This window comes from Streptomyces sp. NPDC005803 (assembly GCF_040630435.1).
Taxonomy (GTDB): Bacteria; Actinomycetota; Actinomycetes; order Streptomycetales; family Streptomycetaceae; genus Streptomyces.
This window is the reverse complement of record NZ_JBEXXO010000051.1, coordinates 1-20,684: the sequence shown is the minus strand read 5'-3', so window position 1 is coordinate 20,684 and position 20,684 is coordinate 1. Positions and strand designations below refer to the sequence as shown.

The following is a 20,684-nucleotide window of genomic DNA, read 5'->3' as shown; positions in this document are numbered from 1 at the left end:
GCGACCTCATCGTCGTCCTGGAGGCCATGAAGATGGAACAGCCGCTCAACGCCCACCGGTCCGGCACCGTCAAGGGCCTCGCCGCCGAGGTCGGCGCCTCCCTCACCTCGGGCGCCGTCATCTGCACGATCGAGGACTGACCGCACCATCGACGAACGGGTGAGGGCTCCTGGCGGATCGCCAGGAGCCCTCACCCGTGTGTCTCGGTCGCTCTAGGCGGCCGTCGGCCGGCAGCTCAGCGTCTCGTGGACGTCGGCGGCGTGGTAGTACGTGCGGCCGGACAGGCTGCGCCGGCGCCACTTCTGCGTGCTGGCGTGGCGGTAGACGCTGCCCGACGGCATGCCCCACAGCCGGGCGATGTCCGAGGCGGTCACCCACCGGGTCTCCGGCGCGGCCGCCGCTGCCGCCCGTGCGGGCGTCCGCGTGTCCGCGTCGTCCTCAGGCCCGGCGGCGTCCGACGTGGCCGTCGCGGTGATCCGGCGGCTGAGCTGCAACCACTCATGACCGAGCCAGCGGTGCGAGGGGTCCGCGGCGCACGTGATCGTGGCGGGCAGCTGCGGCTGCTGGGGCCGGACGACCGCGGTGAGCTCGCCGGCGCAGTCCGGCTCGACGCACGCGCCTATCGGTATGCGCCGGCTGGTCGAGGGGTCGATGACGCCGTGCGCCCGGCGCACCAACTGGGCCACCTCCGCGGACACCTCACCCGCGGCCGGGTGCGCCGCGAGCCAGCCGCCGTGGCCGGCCAGGAACCGGGACAGCGGGGCGACCGCGCGCCGCGGCCCGCCCAGCCCGCGTTCCTCCAGGACCAGGGTGGCCCAGGAGCTCAGCACCGCCAGGATCGCCGAACGTGCCTCCGCCGCACGGGCGTTGAACGGCATGCCGGGCAGCGGGCCGCCCGAGGTCTTCTCCGTGCACCGCTCGCCGCCTCCCCCGCCGAGGTGGCGCGCGCACTCCTCGTACAGCGCCGGCAGCCGGTTCAGGTCCCGCACCAGCCGCTCATGGCAGGCCGGGCACAACCGGGCGCCCGGCGCGGCGAGGCGCCGGGCCCGGCCGCCGCTCTCACGCCGGACACAGCCCGTCCCGGCGCAGACCGCCGTCCTCACCGGCATATGAATTCCCCCGTGTGTCACCGCAACTCCTGATCAGTAGTCACCTATGGACACCATGAACATATTGCCGCGATTCCCGGCGGCACAAGGCCACATAGCCGTCCCCTGTCATCCGTGACGGAATTCGATGAATTCCGTGCCGCGCCTTTCCGTATTCTGACGTACGGGCACGCTGTTCCGGAACGGACTATTCCTGACAAGAATTGACCGAGATCTGACATGAATATCCTTGACCCGCGGCCCTGGAACGAAGAAGCTATGGAGCAGATTCCCGAGCCGTGCGTCCACGCCCCCCACCCGGGACCGAGAGGCGCTCTCCCGACGCCGGCACGTCCCCTCCCCGGCCGCCTCCCGAGGGCGCGCACCCCCGTTCCCGGCCTGCCCGCCGCGCCGCGTATGTCGTGCCGACCGCTGCGGCGCGACCGCGGGCAGGCCCGCAGCGGACACGGCCGGCCGAGCCGCACCACGCCGCGTTCCGTCCCGGCTCCGTCATGGACGGCACACGGCACGGAGTGCGCGGCCGGCTTCACCTTCCCCGGTCCGGCGCGCGCTCCGGCCCCCTGTCCGGTGGCGCGGCCGCCTTCCCCGCCGCCATCACCGCGCTCCTCGTATCCCTGCGCGCCCACGTACGGAGGCAAGCCGGAGAAGCACACCTCGCCCATCCCGTCGCATCCGCACCTCACACGGAGGAACACACCATGACCATCCAGTACGCGACGCCCCCGACCACTCAGGCCGGATCGGCGGAGGAGCGCCGGGACATCGTCCGCGCGGCACGCGTCGTCTTCGCCCGCGAGGGCTGGACCCACGCGAACGTGATGGACATCGCCCAGGAGTGCGGTCTCGACGAGCCCACCATCACGCACTACTTCAAGGACAAGGAGCGCCTGCTCCTCACCGTCCTGCTGGAGGGCGCCGCCGCCGTGGCCACCGCGCTGACGGTCGTCGCGGAGGACCACCTCGCCGACGTCACCGACCTGGAGCAGGACCTCGTCGCGCTGGGCCGCGCCTGGCTGACCCCGCTGGCCGCCTTCCCCGAGCACTTCGCGATCGTCCGGCACCTCGGTGCGGAGATCGCCACCTGGCCGGCCGGGGTCGTCGAGATGTGGCGGACCGCCGGGCCCCGGCAGGCCAACCGGGAGCTGGCGCGCCGCCTCCGGCGCGTCGCCGACCAGGGACTGCTGGACGTCGACGACGCCGACCGTGCCGCCGAGCGCTTCATCCAGCTCGTCGCGGGCGGCGTCGTCCAGCGCTCCTTCCACGGCGCGCTGCCGCTGGCCGACTTCGAGACCGAGGCGCTCATCGGCGCCGGTGTCGTGGACTTCGTCCGTCTGTACCGGGCCGAGCGCTGACCCGACGACCCCTGGAGGTGGGGAACACCATGGCCACACCGCACGAGGCGATCCGGGACCGGATCGACGAGCTGGCGCAGATCAAGGAGACGGCGCGGACGGGTCCGAGTCCGGCGGCCACCGAACGTCAGCACAGCAAGGGAAAGCTGACCGCTCAGGAGCGGATCGCGCTACTCCTGGACAAGGGCTCCTTCAACGAGGTGGAGCCGCTGCGCAGGCACCGGGCCACCGGCTTCGGCCTGGAGGACAAGAAGCCGTACAGCGACGGCGTGGTGACCGGCTGGGGGACCGTCCACGGCCGGACCGTCTTCGTCTACGCCCACGACTTCCGGATCTTCGGCGGCGCGCTCGGCGAGGCCCACGCGCAGAAGATCCACAAGATCATGGACCTCGCCGAGGCGGCGGGCGCCCCGCTCGTCTCGCTCAACGACGGGGCCGGCGCCCGGATCCAGGAGGGGGTGACCGCGCTGGCCGGCTACGGCGGCATCTTCCAGCGCAACACCCGCTCCTCCGGCGTCATCCCGCAGATCTCGGTGATGCTCGGCCCGTGCGCGGGCGGCGCGGCCTACTCCCCGGCGCTCACGGACTTCGTGTTCATGGTCCGGGAGACCAGCCAGATGTTCATCACCGGGCCGGACGTCGTCAAGGCGGTCACCGCCGAGGAGATCAGCCAGAACGGGCTGGGCGGCGCGGACGTCCACTCCGCCGTCTCGGGCGTCTCGCACTTCGCGTACGACGACGAGGAGGAGTGCATCGAGGACGTCCGCTACCTGCTGTCGCTGCTGCCCGCCAACAACCGCGAGCTGTCGCCCGTGGAGCGCTCCGGCGACCCCGTCGACCGGCTCAACGACGCCCTGCTGGACCTGGTGCCGGCCGGTTCCGGGCAGGCGTACGACATCCGCGGGGTGATCGAGGAGGTCGTCGACGACGGCGACTTCTTCGAGGTCCACCCCGCCTGGGCGACCAATCTCGTCTGCGCGTTCGCCCGGCTCGACGGCCACGTCGTCGGAGTCGTCGCCAACCAGCCCGCCTCGATGGCGGGGGTCCTGGACATCGACGCCTCCGAGAAGGGCGCTCGCTTCGTCCAGTTCTGTGACGCCTTCAACATCCCCCTGGTCACCCTGGTCGACGTGCCGGGCTTCCTGCCCGGGGTGGACCAGGAGCACAACGGCATCATCCGGCGCGGCGCCAAGCTGCTGTACGCCTACTGCAACGCCACCGTGCCCCGCATCTCACTGGTGCTGCGCAAGGCCTACGGCGGCGCGTACATCGTGATGGACTCCCGCTCCATCGGCGCCGACCTGGCCCTGGCCTGGCCGACCAACGAGATCGCCGTGATGGGCGCCGAAGGTGCGGCCAACGTCATCTTCCGCCGGGAGATCAACGCGGCCGAGGACCCCGACGCCGTGCGCGAGCAGCGCATCAAGGAGTACAAGAACGAGCTGATGCACCCCTATTACGCGGCCGAGCGCGGGCTGATCGACGACGTCATCGACCCGCGTCAGACCCGCTCGGTGCTCATCCGTTCCCTGGAGATGCTGCGTGCGAAGCACGCGGATCTGCCGTCGCGCAAACACGGGAACCCTCCGCAGTGAGGCGCCTTGTAGATCTGGACCTGGATTTGAAGTAATTCCTCTTGAATCAGGGGCGCTGCCCGAAGAGGATGGATGCCAGAGTCCGGCGCTTTGTCGCTGAATCCCTTCAGGCGAAAGCGCGCTCTTCCTTCCGACTCCGTCCGGTTCCGGCCCTCTTGCTGTCGAACCGTCGACGTGACGTGAAACTCCAATCCGCCGCACGGCTTTTGATGCCCGTTTTCGGGACTGGACAGCTTGGAGAAGAATCGCATGCACAGCAATCTGATCGTGGCCCGGATGGAGCCCGGCATGAACGGCCAGGTGGCCGATCTCTTCCGGGAGTTCGACGCCACCGAGATGCCGCACCGGATGGGTACCCGCCGGCGCCAGCTCTTCCACTACCGCGGGCTCTACTTCCACCTCCAGGACTTCGACACCGACAACGGTGGCGAGCAGATCGAGGAGGCGAAGACCGACCCGCGCTTCGTGCGGATCAGTGACGACCTCAAGCCCTTCATCGAGGCGTACGACCCGGCGACCTGGCGTTCGCCGGCCGACGCCATGGCGCACCGCTTCTACCACTGGGAGGCGTCGCGGTGAACGGCCGACGCGTAGTCATCACCGGTCTCGAGGTGCTGGCCCCCGGCGGTCTGGGCAGCGAGGCCTTCTGGTCGCTGCTCAGCGAGGGGCGCACGGCGACGCGGGGCATCACGTTCTTCGACCCGTCGCCGTTCCGCTCCCGCGTCGCCGCCGAGATCGACTTCGATCCCGAGGCGCACGGGCTCGGTCCGCAGGAGATCCGGCGCATGGACCGGGCGGGCCAGTTCGCCGTGGTCGCGGCGCGCGGCGCCCTGACGGACAGCGGCCTCGACCTGGAGACGCACGCTCCGCACCGCGTCGGCGTCACGGTCGGCACGGCCGTCGGCGCGACGATGGGCCTCGACGAGGAGTACCGGGTCGTCAGCGACGACGGGCGGCTGAACCTCGTCGACCACCGGTACGCCGTCCCGCACCTCTACAACCACCTGGTGCCCAGCTCGTTCGCGGCCGAAGTGGCCTGGGCGGTGGGCGCCGAGGGCGCGAACGCGGTGGTGTCGACCGGGTGCACGTCCGGCATCGACTCCATCGGGTACGCCATCGAGCTGATCCGCGACGGCTCGCTCGACGTGATGATCGCGGGGGCCACCGACGCCCCGATCTCCCCGATCACGATGGCGTGCTTCGACGCGATCCGGGCGACCACCCCGCGGCACGACGCTCCCGAGCGCGCCTCACGCCCGTTCGACAGCACCCGCAACGGCTTCGTCCTCGGCGAGGGCTCCGCGTTCTTCGTCCTGGAGGAGCTGGAGAGCGCCCGCCGGCGCGGCGCCCGCATCTACGCGGAGATCGCCGGATACGCGACGCGCAGCAACGCCTACCACATGACCGGTCTGCGCCCCGACGGCGCGGAGATGGCCGAGGCCATCCGCGTCGCCCTCGACGAGGCGCGGATGAACGGGGACCAGATCGACTACATCAACGCGCACGGCTCGGGCACCAAGCAGAACGACCGCCACGAGACCGCCGCGTTCAAGAAGAGCCTGGGCGCCCACGCCTACGCCACACCGGTGAGCTCCATCAAGTCGATGGTCGGCCACTCCCTCGGTGCCATCGGAGCCATCGAGATCGCCGCCTCGACCCTGGCGATGACCCACAACGTGGTGCCGCCCACGGCGAACCTGCACGAACCCGATCCCGAATGCGATCTCGACTATGTGCCCGTCACCGCGCGGGAGCACACGACGGATGCCGTGCTGACCGTGGGCAGCGGCTTTGGAGGCTTCCAGAGCGCCATGGTTCTCGCCCGGCCGGAAAGGACCGCCGCATGAGCACCCCCGTAGTGGTGACCGGCCTCGGCGTGGTCGCGCCCAACGGGCTCGGCGTCGAGGAGTACTGGTCGGCCGCCCGCGTCGGCAAGAGCGGCATCGGCCGCATCTCCCGCTTCGACCCCACGCAGTACCCGGCCCAGCTCGCCGGTGAGATCCACGGGTTCGAGGCCGGGGAGCACCTGCCGAGCCGCCTGCTGCCGCAGACCGACCGGATGACGCGCCTCGCGCTCGTCGCCGCCGACTGGGCCCTGGCGGACGCGGGTGTGAATCCGAAGGAGCTGCCGGCCTTCGACATGGGTGTGGTCACCTCCAGCGCGTCGGGCGGCTTCGAGTTCGGCCAGCGCGAGCTGGAGCGGCTGTGGAGCCAGGGCAGCGAGTACGTCTCCGCGTACCAGTCCTTCGCCTGGTTCTACGCCGTCAACAGCGGCCAGATCTCCATCCGGCACGGCATGAAGGGCCCGAGCGGGGTCGTCGTCACCGAGCAGGCCGGTGGCCTGGACTCCGTCGCGCAGGCCCGCCGCCAGGTCCGCAAGGGCACACCGCTGGTCGTCTCCGGTTCCGTCGACGCCTCCCTGTGCCCGTGGGGCTGGGTGGCGCAGATGACGAGCGGCCGGGTCACCACCCAGGACGATCCGGCCACCGCCTACCTGCCCTTCGACCGGCGGGCCTCCGGGCACGTGCCCGGTGAGGGCGGCGCCATCCTCATCCTGGAGCGGGAGGACGTCGCCCGGGGCCGCGGCGCCAAGGTGTACGGGGAGATCGCGGGCTACGGCGCCACGTTCGACCCGAAGCCGGGCAGCGGCCGTCCGCCCGCCCTGCGCCGGGCGATCGAGACCGCCCTGGCCGACGCCGGGGTGAGCCCCCGTGACGTGGACGTGGTCTTCGCCGACGGCGCGGCCGTCCCCGAGCTGGACCGGATCGAGGCCGAGGCGCTGAACGCGGTCTTCGGCCGCGAGCAGGTGCCCGTCACCGTCCCCAAGACGGCGACGGGGGCGCTGTACTCGGCCGCCGGCGCGCTCGACCTCGCGACGGTCTTCCTCGCGATGGAGGAGGGCCTGATCCCGCCAACCATGAACACCGATCCGTCCGACGAGTACGGCCTGGACCTGGTCGTCGGCCACCCGCGCCCCCACGAGGTGCGCACCGCGCTGGTGCTCGCCCGTGGCCAGGGCGGCTTCAACTCCGCACTCGTCGTCCGGTCCGCCGCCTGAGCGCGCCGGACCTCTCGCCGACCCACTCGTACCACCGGAAAGGAACCGCAATGGCCGAGCAGGCATTCACCCTCGACGACCTCCGCCGCATTCTCATCGAGGCGGCGGGCGCAGACGAGTCCTACAACCTGGACGGGGACATCCTCGACACCGACTTCGAGGAGCTGGGCTACGAGTCGCTGGCGCTCCTGGAGACCGGCGGCCGCATAGAGCGCGAGTACGGCATCTCCCTCGACGAGGAGGTGCTGAGCATCGCGAACACCCCGCGCCTGCTGATCGACACCGTCAACAGCGGCCTCGTCAGCCTGGTCTGACCGGGGTCCCGCCGGGCGGTGCACCGCCACCGCCCGGCAGCCCCGCACCCCCTCCTCTTTCGCACCACCCCGGATCACCCATCGGATCACTCATCGGATCACTGGAGACGACGGACATGTCAGCTCAGGAAAAGCGGGTCGCTGTGGTCACCGGAGCGACCAGCGGGATCGGCCTCGCCTCCGCCCGGCTCCTGGCCGAGCAGGGCCACCAGGTGTTCATCGGCGCACGCGACGCCGACAACGTCGCATCGACCGTGAAGGAACTGCGGGCCGAGGGTCTCGAGGTCGACGGCACGACCCTCGACGTCCGGTCCGCCGACGCCGTACGCACCTTCGTCCAGGCGGCCGTCGACACCTTCGGGACCGTCGACGTACTGGTCAACAACGCGGGCCGGTCCGGTGGCGGCGTCACCGCCGACATCGATGACGCACTGTGGGAGGACGTCATCGACACCAACCTCAACAGCGTCTTCCGCCTGACGCGCGAGGTGCTGAACACCGGTGGCATGCGCCACAAGGACCGCGGCCGGGTCATCAACATCGCCTCCACCGCGGGCAAGCAGGGCGTCGTCCTCGGCGCCCCGTACTCCGCCTCCAAGCACGGCGTCGTCGGCTTCACCAAGGCCCTCGGCAACGAGCTCGCCCCGACCGGCATCACCGTCAACGCGGTGTGCCCCGGGTACGTCGAGACGCCGATGGCCCAGCGGGTCCGCCAGGGCTACGCCGCCGCGTACGACACCACCGAGGAGGCGATCCTCACCAAGTTCCAGGCCAAGATCCCGCTCGGCCGCTACTCCACGCCACAGGAGGTCGCCGGCCTCGTCGGCTACCTGGCCTCCGACACGGCCGCCTCCATCACCGCCCAGGCGCTCAACGTCTGCGGCGGACTCGGCAACTTCTAGGAATTCGAGGAGAGTTGACCATGAACACCCGTGAGGTCGAGCATGAGATCACTGCGGCCGCGCCGGCCGGGACGGTGTTCCGGCTGATCGCCGAAGTGGAGAACTGGCCGCGGATCTTCCCGCCGACCATCCACGTCGAGCACGCGGAGCGCGGCGCCGGGGACGAGCGCATCCAGATCTGGGCGACCGCCAACGGTGAGCCCAAGAACTGGACCTCGCACCGCACCCTGGACCCCGGGAAGCTGCGGATCGACTTCCGCCAGGAGGTGTCCACGCCGCCGGTGGCCTCCATGGGCGGCGCCTGGATCATCGAGCCGGTGTCGGACACCGAGTCGAGGATCCGGCTGCTGCACGACTACCGGGCGATCGACGACGACCCCGAGAGCCTGCGGTGGATCGACGAGGCAGTCGACCGCAACTCCCGCTCGGAGCTCGCCGCGCTGGCCGCCAACGTCGAACGCGTGCACGCCGAGGACGCGTTGACGTTCTCCTTCGAGGACTCCGTCGACGTCGCCGGAGCGGCCAAGGACGTCTACGACTTCATCGACGAGGCGGACCTCTGGGAGGAGCGGCTGCCCCACGTGGCCACGGTCCGGCTGACCGAGGACACCCCCGGGCTGCAGACCCTGGAGATGGACACCCGCGCCAAGGACGGCTCCGTGCACACCACGAAGTCGTACCGGGTGACGTTCCCGCACCACAAGATCGCCTACAAGCAGGTGACGCTGCCCGCGCTGATGACGCTGCACACCGGCTACTGGACGTTCGCCGAGACGGAGACCGGTGTCACCGCCTCCTCGCAGCACACGGTGACGATCAACACCGCGAACATCGCCCGCGTCCTGGGCCCCGACGCCACCGTCGCGGACGCCCGCGCGTATGTGCACAACGCCCTCAGCACCAACAGCAGGGCCACGCTCGGGCACGCAAAAGCCTATGCCGAAGCCAGGCGCTGAGTCCGGCGTTCTGCGAGAGGGTTCCGGACACCCGGTGATCCCGCTCCTGCGGGAGCCGCCGGAACTCTCGCTGTGGCTGGTGCGCCCGCCCGCCCCGGGCAGCGCCGCGGCGGCCCGGCTCGCGGTGCGCGAGCTGGACACCGCGGAGGTGCGGCAGTCGGAACTGTTCGTACGTCCCGCGGACCGGGTGCAGTACCTGTCGGCGCACATCGCGCTGCGCCGCATCCTGGCGGCCGCCACGGGGTATCCGCCGGAGCGGCTGCGGCTGGGCCGGGAGGCCGGTCCGTCGCAGCCGCGCCGCACGCGCCGGCCCGTGCTGCGGGACCCGCCGCTGCCGGTCCACTTCTCGCTGTCGCACAGCCATGGGCTGATCCTGATCGGCACGGCGGCGACGGTCCTCGGCGTCGATGTGCAGCGCACGCCGACGGTCGAGGCGGTGCGGGTGTGCGGGCCCGCACTGCACCAGGCGGAGTGGCGGGAGCTGCTCGCGCTGCCCGAGGGGCGCCGGCCGGAGGCCTTCGCCCAGGTGTGGACGCGCAAGGAGGCGTATCTCAAGGGTCTGGGCACCGGGCTGGGCCGCAGGCCCGCCCTGGACTACCTGGGCGTCGGGACCGACGCCGACGCCCCGCCCGGACCGTCCGGCTGGATCGTCCGGGACATACCGGCCGGGCCGCGGCACGCCGCCGCCGCCGCGCTGGCGGTGTCCGTGGAGCCGCTCATCACGCTGCGTTCGCTGCCGGCGGCGTGCCTGTACGACGGCGAAGCGGGACTGCCGCTTTCCGCGGCTCCGCTACTGGCTTTGAGGAGGAGAGGTTCATGGACGCTTCGGTGGTCGTTGTGGGAGCGGGACCCGCCGGGCTGATGCTCGCCGGGGAACTACGGCTCGCGGGAATCGGCGTCACGGTGCTCGAACGGCACCCCGAACGCACCGGGGAGTCCCGGGGCATCGGCCTGACCATCGGCACGATGGAGGTGTTCGACCAGCGGGGGCTGCTGCGCAGGCTCGGTGCGTACGACACCGCCACCATGGGCCATTTCGGGGGCGTGCCGATCGACATGACCGTCCTCGGCGCGGCCCACGAGGCGGCGAAGACCGTCCCGCAGTCGGTGACGGAGGAGGCCCTGGAGGCCTGGGCGGGCGAACTCGGCGCCGACATCCGGCGTGGACACGAGTTCGTCGCGTACGAGGACACGGGCGACGGCGTGACGGTCACCGTCCGCCACCCCGGCGGTCAGGAGCGGATCGAGGCCCGCTATCTCGTCGGCTGCGACGGCGGCCGCAGCGCGGTGCGCAAGGCGGCCGGCTTCGACTTCCCCGGCACGGCCGCCACCACCGAGATGCTCCTGGCCGATCTGCGCGGCGTCGAACTGGAGCCGCGGATGACCGGCGAACACCTCACCGGCGGCTTCGTGATGGTCGCCCGGCTGGCCGGCGGGATCCACCGGGTCATCGTCGGCGAACACGGCGTCGAGCCGCGCAGGCGCACCGGACCGCCGGAGTTCGCCGAGGTCTCCGATGTGTGGAAGCGCCTCACGGGCGACGACATCTCGCACGCCGAGCCCGTCTGGGTCAGCGCCTTCGGCAACGCCGCCCGGCAGGCCGGCGAGTACCGGCGCGGCCGTGTCCTGCTGGCCGGCGACTCCGCCCACGTCCATCTGCCCGCCGGCGGCCAGGGCATGAACACCAGCCTCCAGGACTCGTACAACCTCGGCTGGAAGCTGGCGGCGGTCCTGCGCGGCGACGCCCCCGAGGAACTGCTCGACACGTACCACTCCGAGCGCCACCCGGTGGGCCGTGCCCTGCTCGCCAACACCCGGGCGCAGAGCCTGCTGGTGCTCGGCGGCGAGGAGGCCCAGCCGCTGCGCGACGTGCTCACCGAGCTGATCCGCTACCCGGACGTGGCCCGCCATCTGGCCGCCAAGGTCAGCGGCCTGGACATCCGCTACGACGTGGACGGCGGGCCCGGCCCGCTGCTCGGGCGCCGGATGCCGCACCTGCCGGTGACGACGGACAGCGGCAGCACGAGCAGCACCGCGCTCCTGCGCGCGGGACGCGGTGTCCTTCTCGACCTCGACGACAACGCCGTCCTGCGCCGCCGCGCGCAGCCCTGGCGGTCCCGCGTCGACATCGTGACCGCGACCGCCCACACCGCCTCCGCGCAGGGCCCGCTCGCGGGCACCGCCGCGGTGCTGCTGCGCCCGGACGGTTACGTCGCCTGGGCCGCACCCGGCAGTCATCAGAACCTGACCACCGCGCTGACCCGCTGGTTCGGCCCGGCCGGGCAGCGCCGGTGAGCCCCACCGACGTCGTCGTGGTCGGTGCCGGACCCGTCGGACTGTTCCTCGCGGCCGAGCTGCGGACGGGGGGCGCGCGCGTCGTCGTGCTGGAGCGGCTGACCGCACCGAGCGGCGAGTCGCGGGCCTCGGTCCTGCACGCGCGGACCATGGAGATCTTCGCCGACCGAGGCTTCCTGCCCCGGCTGGGCGAGCTGCCCGCCGTGGGGCCCGGGCACTTCGGCGGGCTGCGGCTGGACCTCACCGAAGCCGACCCGGACCATCCGTACGCCGGTCAGTGGGAGTGTCTCCAGCACCACCTGGAGACCGAGCTGGAGACGTACGCGGCCGGTCTCGGCGCGCAGGTGCGGCGCGGCCACACGCTGACCGGGCTGCGGGAGACCGACGCCGGCGTCCGGGTCGAGGTGCGCGGTCCGGACGACGCGACGTACGCGCTCTCGGCCCGGTACGTGGTCGGCTGCGACGGCGAACACAGCACCGTGCGGTCTCTCGGCGGCTTCGACTTCGCCGGGCACGACGCCGACAAGGTGATGCTGCGCGCGGACGTCGCGGGCATCGAGATCGGCAACCGGCGGCTGGAGCGGTTCGCCGACGGCATCGCCACCGCGTACCGCAGACCCGACGGCACCACCCGCCTCATGGTCCACCGGTTCGGCGAGCAGCCGGCGGGCGAGCCCGCCTTCGCGCAGGTCGCCGACGCCTGGGCGGCGGTGACCGGCGAGGACATCCGGCACGGGGAGCCGCGCTGGCTCAACCGGTTCGGCACCGTCTCCCGGCAGGTCACCGAGTACCGGCGGGGCCGGCTGCTGCTCGCAGGCGACGCCGCGCACAGCCAGATGCCGGTCGGCGGCCAGGCCGTCAACCTCGGTCTGCAGGACGCGGCCGCCCTCGGCCCGCGACTGGCCCGGGTCGTGACCGGGGCGGCCGGGCCCGGGCTCCTCGACGACTACCACGCCGAGCGGCACCCGGTGGGCAGCCGCACGCTGGCCAACATCCAGGCGCAGGCGCACCTGCTCTTCGGCGCCGACGAGGTCACCGCGCTGCGCGGCGTGTTCGGCGAACTCCTGGAGCTCGGCTCCGCGCGCCGCCACCTCGCCCGCATGATCAGCGGCCTCGACGCGCCGCAACCGCCCCGGCCCTCCCCCCGCCCGGGGCCCTCGCACACCCACCAACCCGGAAGGTCAACCGTGGACAGGCTCACCGACAAGACGGCCCTCGTGACCGGATCGAGTCGCGGCATCGGCAGGGCGACGGCGATCCGGCTGGCCCGCGAGGGCGCACTCGTCGCCGTGCACTACACGGCCAACGAGCAGGCGGCGGCCGAGACCGTCGAGCTGATCGAGAAGGAGGGCGGCAGCGCCTTCACCGTCCGCGCCGAACTCGGCGTCCCGGGCGATGTGCACGAACTGTTCCTCGGCCTCGAACGCGGCCTGAAGGAGCGCACCGGCGACACCCGTCTCGACATCCTCGTCAACAACGCGGCGGTGACGTCGACGGGTTCGGCGCCGGAGGACCTCACCCCGGAGGAGTTCGACCGCTCCTTCGCCGTCAACGCGAAGGCGCCGTACTTCATCGTCCAGCGGGCCCTCGGCCAGATGCCGAGCGGCGGGCGCATCGTCAACCTCACCACGGGCGTCACCCGCACCTCGGTCCCCGATCAGGTGGCCTACGCCATGACCAAGGGCGCCGTCGAACAGCTCACCTTCCAGCTGGCCCGGATCCTCGCGCCGCGCGGCATCACCATCAACAGCGTGGCGCCCGGCATCACCGACAACGGCGGCGCGATCTTCGACAACCCGCAGGCCGTCGAGGCGATGGCGCGGTTCTCGGCCTTCAACCGGGTCGGTGAGGCCGGTGACGTCGCCGACGTCATCACCTTCCTGACCACCGACGAGGCCCGCTGGATCACCGGCGCCTTCATCGACGCCACCGGCGGCACCCTCCTGGGCTGAGTCGCTGCCCCGGTGGCCCCGGCCCGGTCCGAGGTCACCGGCGACAGCCTCTTGAGCCGCCCGTCCCTACCCATCAGTGAGAGGCAGTTCATGTCCGCTCAGTCCGCCGGCCCCGACCGGTCCGCACGCGTCGCCGTCGTCACCGGAGCCAACAAGGGGATCGGCCGGGAGATCGTCCGCCAGCTGGCCGCACGCGGCCTGACCGTCTACCTGGGAGCCCGCGACGAGCAGCGCGGCGGCGACGCCGCGCAGGCGTTGCGCGCCGACGGCCTGGACGTACGGTTCCTGCACCTCGACGTCACCGACGAGACCTCCGTCGCGCTCGCCGCCAAGCGGCTCGGCGAGGAGGCGGGCGCCGTGCACGTCCTGGTCAACAACGCCGGCGTCGGCGGCCCGGTCGACCCGCCCAGCGAAACCCCCGCCGCACAGGTGCGCACGGTCTACGAGACCAACGTGTTCGGCGTCATCACCGTGACCAACGCCCTGCTGCCGCTGCTGCGCCGGGCCCCTTCCGCCCGGATCGTCAACGTCAGCAGCGCGATCGGCTCGCTCTCGGCGGCCGCCGCCAACCTCGACCCGACCGGGGTGCACCCGCCCGGTGAGTTCCCGGTCATGCTCTCGTACGCCACGTCCAAGAGCGCGCTGAACGCGGTCACGCTGGCGTACGCGAACGAGCTGCGCGGCACCGGCATCCTCGTCAACGCGGCCTCCCCCGGCTTCGTCGCCACCGACATCAACGGGCACCACGGCGTCCTCACCCCCGCCCAGGGCGCCCACATCCCCGTCCTCCTCGCCACGCTCGACGACGACGGGCCCACCGCCACCTTCCTCGGCGAGGACGGCTCACCCGCCGGGCAGGCCCTGCCGTGGTGACCGCGGCCGCCTCCGACGCGCCCGCCGCCGAACGGTGGGACGCGCGGCAGTGGTCCCGGCTCCTCGTGCTCTCCGGCAACATGCTCCTCGACGCCGTCGAGGTGTCCGTCGTCCTCATCGCGCTGCCCACACTCGCCGGCCGGTTCGGTCTGACGCCGTGGGGCGCGCAGTGGCTGATGAGCGGCTTCGCCCTCGGCTTCGCCGCGCTGCTGCTGCTCGGCCCGGTCCTGTGCGCCCGCATCGGCCGCCGGCGTGCCTATCTGGGCGCGATGCTGGTGTTCGCGCTGGCCTCCCTGGCGGGCGGGGTCGTCGGCGGTCCGGCGCTCCTCGTCGCCGTCCGCGTGGTCAAGGGCTGCTGCGCGGCCCTGACCGCGCCGACCGGCCTGGCCATCATCAACGACCTCTTCCCGGACGGGCCGCAGCGGCGGCGCGCCCTCTCGGTGTACTCGCTCTTCGGCGCGGCCGGCTTCACCGCCGGGCTGCTGCTCGCCGGCGCGCTGCTGGAGACCGGCTGGCGCTGGGTCTTCGTCTTCCCCGCGCCCGTCGCCCTGGTGCTGCTGGTGGCGGGCGGGTACGTGCTGCCGCGGGAGGAGGGTGCCGGGCGGCCGCGGCTGCCGCGCCCCGCGCTGTTCCGGCAGGGCTCGCTGCTGCGCTCCGCGCTCGGCGCCGCCTCGCTCAACGGCACCTACCAGGCCCTGCTCATGGTGGCCGTCTTCCGGATGAGCGGGGAGTTCGGCTGGTCGCCCTGGCAGGCCGCGCTCGCGCTGCTGCCGGCCTGTGTCCCGCTGGCGCTGACGGTCCCCTTCGCGGGCCGGTTCCTCGCCCGCCACGGGACCCGGCGCCTCATCACCCTCGGCGCGCTCTTCCCGCTGCTGGGCCAGGTCCTGTGGCTGATCCGGCCCGAGGGCAGCTCCTACGCGCTCGGCGTGCTGCCCGCGCTGCTGCTGGTCGAGGCCGGTTTCTGCTGCGCGTTCGTGGCGCTGAACGCGCAGGCGACCGCCGGCTTCACGGCCGCGGACCGGGGCGCGGCCGTGTCGCTGTACCAGATGTGCGTCCAGCTCGGGGCCGCCGTGCTGCTCCCGCCGGTCGCCCTGCTCATGACCCACGGCGCGGGCCCACGCGCGGCGCCGGCGCTGATCGCGGCGGCCGGGGCGCTCGGCCTCGTCGCCGCGCTGTCCCGCCGCCGGGCCCGCGGCCCGGCGCTGTGACGCCCCGTCCCACCGCTGTACCGCTCCCGTCCGTCCATCACTTCAAGGAGGCCTGTCGCCATGGCAGTCGAAACGCCTGAGAGCTCAGTGAACCCCGGCCCGATCATGGGCCTGATCCTCGGCTCGTGGCAGTCGCGGATCCTGCTCGCGGCCGTCGAGTACGACCTCTTCACCGAACTGTCGAAGGAGGCGGCGACGGCGAAGGAGATCGCCGGCCGGCTCGGCCTCGTCGAGCGGGGCACCAACGACCTGCTCGCCGGCCTCGTCCACCTCGGCCTGCTGGAGTCGGCGGGCGACACGTTCACCAACGCACCCGTCAGCGACGCGTTCCTGGTCCGCGGGCGCCCGGCCTACCTCGGCGGGTACCTGCACTTCTGCGAGCAGGAGCTGAACCCGGCGTGGAACGGCCTCGCCGACTCGCTGCGCACCGGCAAGCCGCAGAACCAGGCCGCCGTCATCGGCAACCCGTACGACACCCTGTACGCGGACGCCGAGGCCACCGACGGCTTCCTGGACAGCATGGACCTGCTGAACGCCCCGATCGCGCAGGCGCTGAGCCGGTTCGACTGGAGCGGCTACACGTCCTTCGTCGACATCGGCGGCGCGCGCGGCAACTTCGCGCACCAAGTGGTCGCGCACAACCCGCACCTGACCGCTGCCGTCTTCGACCTGCCGCCGCTGGAGCCCGCGTTCGAGCGGCACATGGAGCGGCTCGGCGACACCGCGTCGACGGTGACCTTCCACGGGGGCGACTTCTTCAAGGACGACCTCCCCGAGGCCGATGTCCTCGTGTTCGGCCACGTCCTGCACAACTGGGGCGTCGAGGACCGCATCGCGCTCCTCAAGCGCGCCCACGACGCCCTGAAGCCGGGCGGGGCCGTCTTCGTCTACGACCCCATGGCCGGTGGGGAGCAGCCGTCGATGCACGGGGCGCTGGCCGGGCTCACCATGCTCGTCTGGTCCCGTGGCGGTCACGAGTACGCGGCGGACGAACTGCACGGCTGGCTGCGCGAGGCGGGCTTCTGGCCGGAGACCGTCGAGGTCGAGGGGCTGCACGACGACGTCCTGGTCATCGGTCGCAAGGCCAAGTGAGCACGGGACGGAGGAGTCGCTGATGCCCACCACCTCGGACGTCCGGCCGGACCTGGGCCGCCAGGACGTCACCACAGCCCTCGTCGAGGAAGTCGTCTCCGGCGTCCCCGGGCGCCTCGCGGACACCGCCGCCGCGGTCGTCGCGCACTGGGAGTCCGCCGAGTGGCCCGCCGGCCTCGCGGCCCTGACCCTGTTCACCGGCACCGACGGCACCTCGCTGCTGACCTACGCCCAGTGGTCGTCGGACGCCGGCACCCCGGACGTCCTGTGCAAGGCCTTCGAGGCCCTGCGGCCGGACTGGCGGGCGCTGGGCCACCGGCCGGGCGAGCCGAAGGCGTTCGAGCTGTACCGCAGGGTGCAGCCCACCGCGCTGCCCGACCCCCTTCCGGAGGTCGGGTGCTATCCCGCCGCGTTCTTCGCCATGAAGGAGGGCGAGACGGCGCGCGCCTGGGTCGACGGACTGCTCGGCACCGAGGAGAAGACCGTCGGCGAGGACCGGGCGTACCCGGGGGCGATCGCCGCCAACTTCCATGTGTCCGCGGACGACGACGGGATCTTCCTGCTGTCCGAGTGGGCCTCGGAGGCGGAGGCGCTCGTCCACATCAAGGCGGAGATCGAGCCGCTCCTGGAGTACATGGGGCAGGCCGAGGCCGGGGCGGGCCGGCGCTACACGTTCCGCGCCACGCGGACGAAGTGAACCGAACACAGTGAAAGGCATCGCCTTGTCAACACGCGAAGTCGTCTTCGGCTTCGGTGCGCACAGCACCATCGAGGACGTACCGGCCCTGCTGGAGATGGCCCAACTGGCCGACCGTGAGGGGCTCGACCTCTTCTCGCTGTCGGACCACCCCTATGTGGGGCAGCGCCTGGACGCGTACGCCGCGATCGGGTTCCTGGTCGGACGCACCCGCAACCTCGCCGGATTCGCCAACGTCAGCAACCTTCCCACCCGTCCCCCCGCCATGCTGGCGCGGACGGTGACGTCGCTGGCCGCGCTCTCCGGCGGCCGGGTGGTGCTCGGCATGGGCGCCGGCGGGCTGTGGGAGCGGATCGCCGCCATGGGCGTCGACCCGCTCACGCCGGGCGAGGCCGTGGAGGCCTTCGAGGAAGCGATCGTCCTCGTCAAGAAGCTGGCCGGCGGCGGCCCGCCCGTCACCTTCGACGGCCGCCACTACCGGGTCGACCGGATCGAGCCGGCCCCGGTCCCCGCTCCCCCGGTGTGGACCGGATCGGTCGGGCCCAAGTCGCTGGCCGCCACCGGCCGGGTGGCCGACGGCTGGATCCCCGGCCATGCGGCGGACTGGGTCAGCCCGCGCTTTCGCGCCTCGCGTCCCGTCATCGACGAGGCGGCCAAGGCCGTCGGCCGCGACCCGGGCGAGATCCGCACCGTCTTCAACCTCCCCGGCCGCATCACCGACCGTCCGCTGGCCGCCACCCGTGACCGGGACGGCCGCTGGCTCGGCGGCAGCCCCGGCCAGTGGATCGAGGAGCTGACCGCGGCGGTCCTCGGTCACGGGGCGTCGGGCTTCATGCTCTTCTCGCCCCGCGGCGGCACTCCGGACCTGGCCTCGGTGGGCCGCTGGGCCGGCGAGATCGCCCCGGCCGTCCGCGAGGCCGTCGCCCCGCACAGCGCCTGAAGAACTCCGCACACCTCCATATCCCGAAGGGTTATCCATGAGCAGCAGGTTGCAGAACAGGACGGCGCTGGTCACCGGCGCGAGCCGGGGCATCGGGCGCGGCATCGCGCTGCGCCTCGCGCAGGACGGCGCCGTCGTCGCGGTGAACTACTCGGCCAACGAGGGCGCCGCGAAGGAGACGGTGGCGCTCATCGAGGAGGCCGGCGGCCGGGCCTTCGCCGTGCAGGCGAGCCTCGGCGAGCCGGGCGCGGTGGAGCGGTTGCTCGAGGGGGTGCGGGCCGGCCTGGTCGAGCACACCGGCTCGGCCACGCTGGACATCCTCGTGAACAACGCCGCCGCCACCGGATTCGCGGGGGCGGGGCCGAGCGCGGTCACCGAGGACATCCTCGACAACTGCTACACCATCAACGCCAAGGCGCCGTTCCTGCTCATCCAGCAGGCCCTCGAGCTGATCCCCGACGGCGGCCACATCGTCAACGTGTCCTCCGGGGTCACGCACTCGGCGTTCCCCATCCAGATCGCGTACGCGATGAGCAAGGGCGCCCTGGAGCAGATCACGCTGCACATGGCCCCGGTCCTCGCTCCCCGCAACATCACCATCAACACGGTCGCCCCGGGCGTCACGAACAACGGGGACCCGGTGTTCGAGAACCCGGAGGCGGTCGAGCAGATGGCCGCCCTGTCGGCCTTCAAGCGGGTCGGCGAGGTCTCCGAGGTGGCGGACATCGTCGCGTTCGTCGCCTCCGACGAGGCCCGCTGGATCACCGGATCGTTCATCGACGCCACCGGCGGCACCCTACTCGGCTGAGGAGCCCGCATGTCACACGAAATCCAGTCGGCGGTGGGCTTCGCCCACGCCAAACCGGAGAAGGCCGCGGAGCTGGGCGCCCTGCTCGTCTCCTTCGCCGAGCGCTCACTGAGCGAGCCCGGCTGCCTGGGAAGTTGGATCAACCAGGACGCGAACGATCCCGACCTGTTCGTCTTCTACGAGATCTGGGCGACCCGCAAGGCCCTGGCCGGCCACCTCGCGCAGCCGTACATGAAGGAGTTCCTGGCCGACCGGGACACGTACCTGCGAAAGGAGCTGGAGGTGCGCCAGCTGCATCTGGCCGGCCCGCCTCCGGCCGTACCCGCCGACCCGGCGGAGATGAACCAGAGGTACCTCGACGCCTACGCCGCCCGGGACGTCGACGCGATCATGGCGGTGTACGCGCCGGGCGCCGCAGCCGTCTGGGAGCCCGGCAAGGCGGTCAGCGGCGCCGAACACCGGGCCGCCGTCACCGAGTTCCTGAAGCGGGACCCGCGGCTGTCGGCGAAGGTCGCCGAGAGCTATGTCGCCGGCGACACCGCCGCGCTCGTCATCGACTGGAGCATCGAGGTCCCCGGGTCACCGGAGATGACCGGCACCGGGCGTGGGCTCGACGTCCTGAAGAAGAACGCCGCGGGCCAGTGGCGTTACGTCATCACCAACCCGTTCGGGAGCCTGTGACATGAGGATCGAAGGCAGTGTCGCCGTGGTCACCGGTGCCGCGAGCGGCATCGGCAAGGCCATCGCGCACCAGCTCGCCCTGGCCGGCGCCCGGGGCGTGGTCGTCTCCGACCTCGACGCCGAGGGCGCCGAGAAGGTGGCGGCGGAGATCGGCGCCGGGGCGCTGGCCGTGCAGGCCGATGTCGCCGACGAGGCGTCGGTCCAGGCGCTGGTCGAGCGGGCCCGGGAGCGGTTCGGGGCCGTCGACCTGTTCGTCTCCAACGCGGGCCTGACCGTGACCGGCAGCTTCGACGCCACGGACGAGGACTGGAAGCGGGCGCTGGACGTCAACATGATGTCGCACGTCTACGCGGCGCGCGCGGTGGTGCCGGCGATGCTGGAGGCCGGCCGCGGGCACCTGCTGCAGACCATCGCCGCCTGCGGGGTGCTCACCGCGTTCGGCGCGGCGCCGTACTCCGTCGCCAAGCAGGGCGCCGTGGCCTTCGCCGAGTACCTCGCCGTCGAGTACGGCGACCGGGGCATCGGCGTCTCGTGCCTGATGCCCCAGGCGGTCAACACCCCGATGCTGGCCGCGAGCGTCAGCAGCAACGAGCAGCTGGCGCTGCTGAAGGAGAACTCCGAGGTCCTCGAACCCGAGCAGGTGGCCAAGGCCGCGCTGGCCGGCGTCGAGGAGAACCGGATGCACATCTTCACCCACCAGGGCTCGGCCGACTCCTTCCGGCTGCGCGCCGACGACGCCGACCGGTGGGTGGCGCAGATGCGCGCGATCCGCAGCGGCGGCCGCCCCTGAGTGGCCCGTCGCCCGGCGCGGGGCGCGGGCCGAACCGCGGGGGCGACCGCTCGTCCGGTGCC

Annotated in this window: 21 protein-coding genes; 20 read left to right on the top strand and 1 reads right to left on the bottom strand. The window is 72.2% G+C overall.

Translation table 11 applies throughout. The annotated features are described in order from the left end of the window. A partial coding sequence (locus ABZ454_RS37920; RefSeq protein WP_359543991.1) for a biotin/lipoyl-containing protein occupies positions 1–140 on the top strand: 140 nt, incomplete at its 5' end. A gap of 72 nt (positions 141–212) precedes the next feature. On the opposite strand, the gene ABZ454_RS37915 is transcribed toward ABZ454_RS37920, so the two are convergent. Continuing rightward, positions 213–1,109 (bottom strand): hypothetical protein, encoded by an 897-nt coding sequence (locus ABZ454_RS37915; protein WP_356325096.1) that lies wholly within the window; start codon positions 1,107–1,109, stop codon positions 213–215. A 698-nt stretch (positions 1,110–1,807) separates the two neighbouring features. On the opposite strand from ABZ454_RS37915, the gene ABZ454_RS37910 reads away from it, so the two are divergent. The 19 genes from ABZ454_RS37910 (at position 1,808) to ABZ454_RS37820 (ending at position 20,622) form a co-directional block, all read left to right on the top strand. Further along, the gene (locus ABZ454_RS37910; protein WP_356325098.1) at positions 1,808–2,461 is read left to right on the top strand and encodes a TetR/AcrR family transcriptional regulator; all 654 of its coding nucleotides are present in this window, start codon (positions 1,808–1,810) and stop codon (positions 2,459–2,461) included. Positions 2,462–2,490: 29 nt separating this feature from the next. Beyond that, entirely contained in the window at positions 2,491–4,056 is a 1,566-nt protein-coding gene (locus ABZ454_RS37905; RefSeq protein WP_356325100.1) for an acyl-CoA carboxylase subunit beta, read from the top strand. A gap of 249 nt (positions 4,057–4,305) precedes the next feature. After that, a complete protein-coding gene (locus ABZ454_RS37900) occupies positions 4,306–4,635 on the top strand; it encodes a TcmI family type II polyketide cyclase (RefSeq protein ID WP_356325102.1) in 330 nt (109 codons plus the stop codon). Continuing rightward, positions 4,632–5,903, top strand: a complete 1,272-nt coding sequence (locus tag ABZ454_RS37895; RefSeq protein ID WP_356325104.1) for a beta-ketoacyl-[acyl-carrier-protein] synthase family protein — start codon at positions 4,632–4,634, stop codon at positions 5,901–5,903. The genes ABZ454_RS37900 and ABZ454_RS37895 overlap by 4 nt, the downstream gene beginning before the upstream one ends. After that, positions 5,900–7,114 carry a ketosynthase chain-length factor gene (locus ABZ454_RS37890; RefSeq protein WP_359543990.1) on the top strand — a complete coding sequence of 405 codons (1,215 nt, stop codon included), beginning with the start codon at positions 5,900–5,902 and terminating at the stop codon, positions 7,112–7,114. The genes ABZ454_RS37895 and ABZ454_RS37890 overlap by 4 nt, the downstream gene beginning before the upstream one ends. A gap of 50 nt (positions 7,115–7,164) precedes the next feature. Then, a complete protein-coding gene (locus tag ABZ454_RS37885; RefSeq protein ID WP_356325108.1) occupies positions 7,165–7,428 on the top strand; it encodes an acyl carrier protein in 264 nt (87 codons plus the stop codon). A gap of 116 nt (positions 7,429–7,544) precedes the next feature. Beyond that, positions 7,545–8,330 carry a 3-oxoacyl-ACP reductase FabG gene (gene fabG / locus ABZ454_RS37880; protein WP_356325110.1) on the top strand — a complete coding sequence of 262 codons (786 nt, stop codon included), beginning with the start codon at positions 7,545–7,547 and terminating at the stop codon, positions 8,328–8,330. Between the two features lie 20 nt (positions 8,331–8,350). Further along, a complete protein-coding gene (locus tag ABZ454_RS37875; RefSeq protein ID WP_356325111.1) occupies positions 8,351–9,286 on the top strand; it encodes an aromatase/cyclase in 936 nt (311 codons plus the stop codon). Between the two features lie 34 nt (positions 9,287–9,320). Beyond that, complete coding sequence (locus ABZ454_RS37870) at positions 9,321–10,148, top strand: 4'-phosphopantetheinyl transferase superfamily protein (RefSeq protein ID WP_356325114.1); 828 nt, start codon at positions 9,321–9,323, stop codon at positions 10,146–10,148. Beyond that, a complete protein-coding gene (locus ABZ454_RS37865) occupies positions 10,103–11,581 on the top strand; it encodes an FAD-dependent monooxygenase (protein ID WP_359543989.1) in 1,479 nt (492 codons plus the stop codon). Before ABZ454_RS37870 ends, ABZ454_RS37865 begins: the two co-directional genes overlap by 46 nt. Beyond that, complete coding sequence (locus tag ABZ454_RS37860; RefSeq protein ID WP_359543988.1) at positions 11,578–13,533, top strand: SDR family oxidoreductase; 1,956 nt, start codon at positions 11,578–11,580, stop codon at positions 13,531–13,533. Before ABZ454_RS37865 ends, ABZ454_RS37860 begins: the two co-directional genes overlap by 4 nt. A 90-nt stretch (positions 13,534–13,623) precedes the next feature. Further along, on the top strand, positions 13,624–14,406 hold the full coding sequence (locus ABZ454_RS37855) for an SDR family oxidoreductase (protein WP_356325120.1): 783 nt from the start codon (positions 13,624–13,626) through the stop codon (positions 14,404–14,406). Then, a complete protein-coding gene (locus tag ABZ454_RS37850) occupies positions 14,403–15,614 on the top strand; it encodes an MFS transporter (protein WP_359543987.1) in 1,212 nt (403 codons plus the stop codon). Before ABZ454_RS37855 ends, ABZ454_RS37850 begins: the two co-directional genes overlap by 4 nt. Positions 15,615–15,674: 60 nt before the next feature. Then, positions 15,675–16,706 carry a methyltransferase gene (locus ABZ454_RS37845; RefSeq protein ID WP_356325124.1) on the top strand — a complete coding sequence of 344 codons (1,032 nt, stop codon included), beginning with the start codon at positions 15,675–15,677 and terminating at the stop codon, positions 16,704–16,706. Between the two features lie 22 nt (positions 16,707–16,728). Further along, on the top strand, positions 16,729–17,403 hold the full coding sequence (locus ABZ454_RS37840; RefSeq protein ID WP_356325126.1) for a hypothetical protein: 675 nt from the start codon (positions 16,729–16,731) through the stop codon (positions 17,401–17,403). 25 nt (positions 17,404–17,428) lie between these two features. Further along, on the top strand, positions 17,429–18,343 hold the full coding sequence (locus ABZ454_RS37835; protein WP_359543986.1) for an LLM class flavin-dependent oxidoreductase: 915 nt from the start codon (positions 17,429–17,431) through the stop codon (positions 18,341–18,343). 37 nt (positions 18,344–18,380) lie between these two features. Continuing rightward, the gene (locus ABZ454_RS37830; protein WP_356325130.1) at positions 18,381–19,151 is read left to right on the top strand and encodes an SDR family oxidoreductase; all 771 of its coding nucleotides are present in this window, start codon (positions 18,381–18,383) and stop codon (positions 19,149–19,151) included. Between the two features lie 9 nt (positions 19,152–19,160). After that, positions 19,161–19,832 (top strand): antibiotic biosynthesis monooxygenase, encoded by a 672-nt coding sequence (locus ABZ454_RS37825; protein WP_356325132.1) that lies wholly within the window; start codon positions 19,161–19,163, stop codon positions 19,830–19,832. 1 nt (position 19,833) lies between these two features. Continuing rightward, on the top strand, positions 19,834–20,622 hold the full coding sequence (locus ABZ454_RS37820) for an SDR family oxidoreductase (RefSeq protein WP_356325134.1): 789 nt from the start codon (positions 19,834–19,836) through the stop codon (positions 20,620–20,622). The last annotated feature ends 62 nt before the right edge of the window (positions 20,623–20,684 follow it).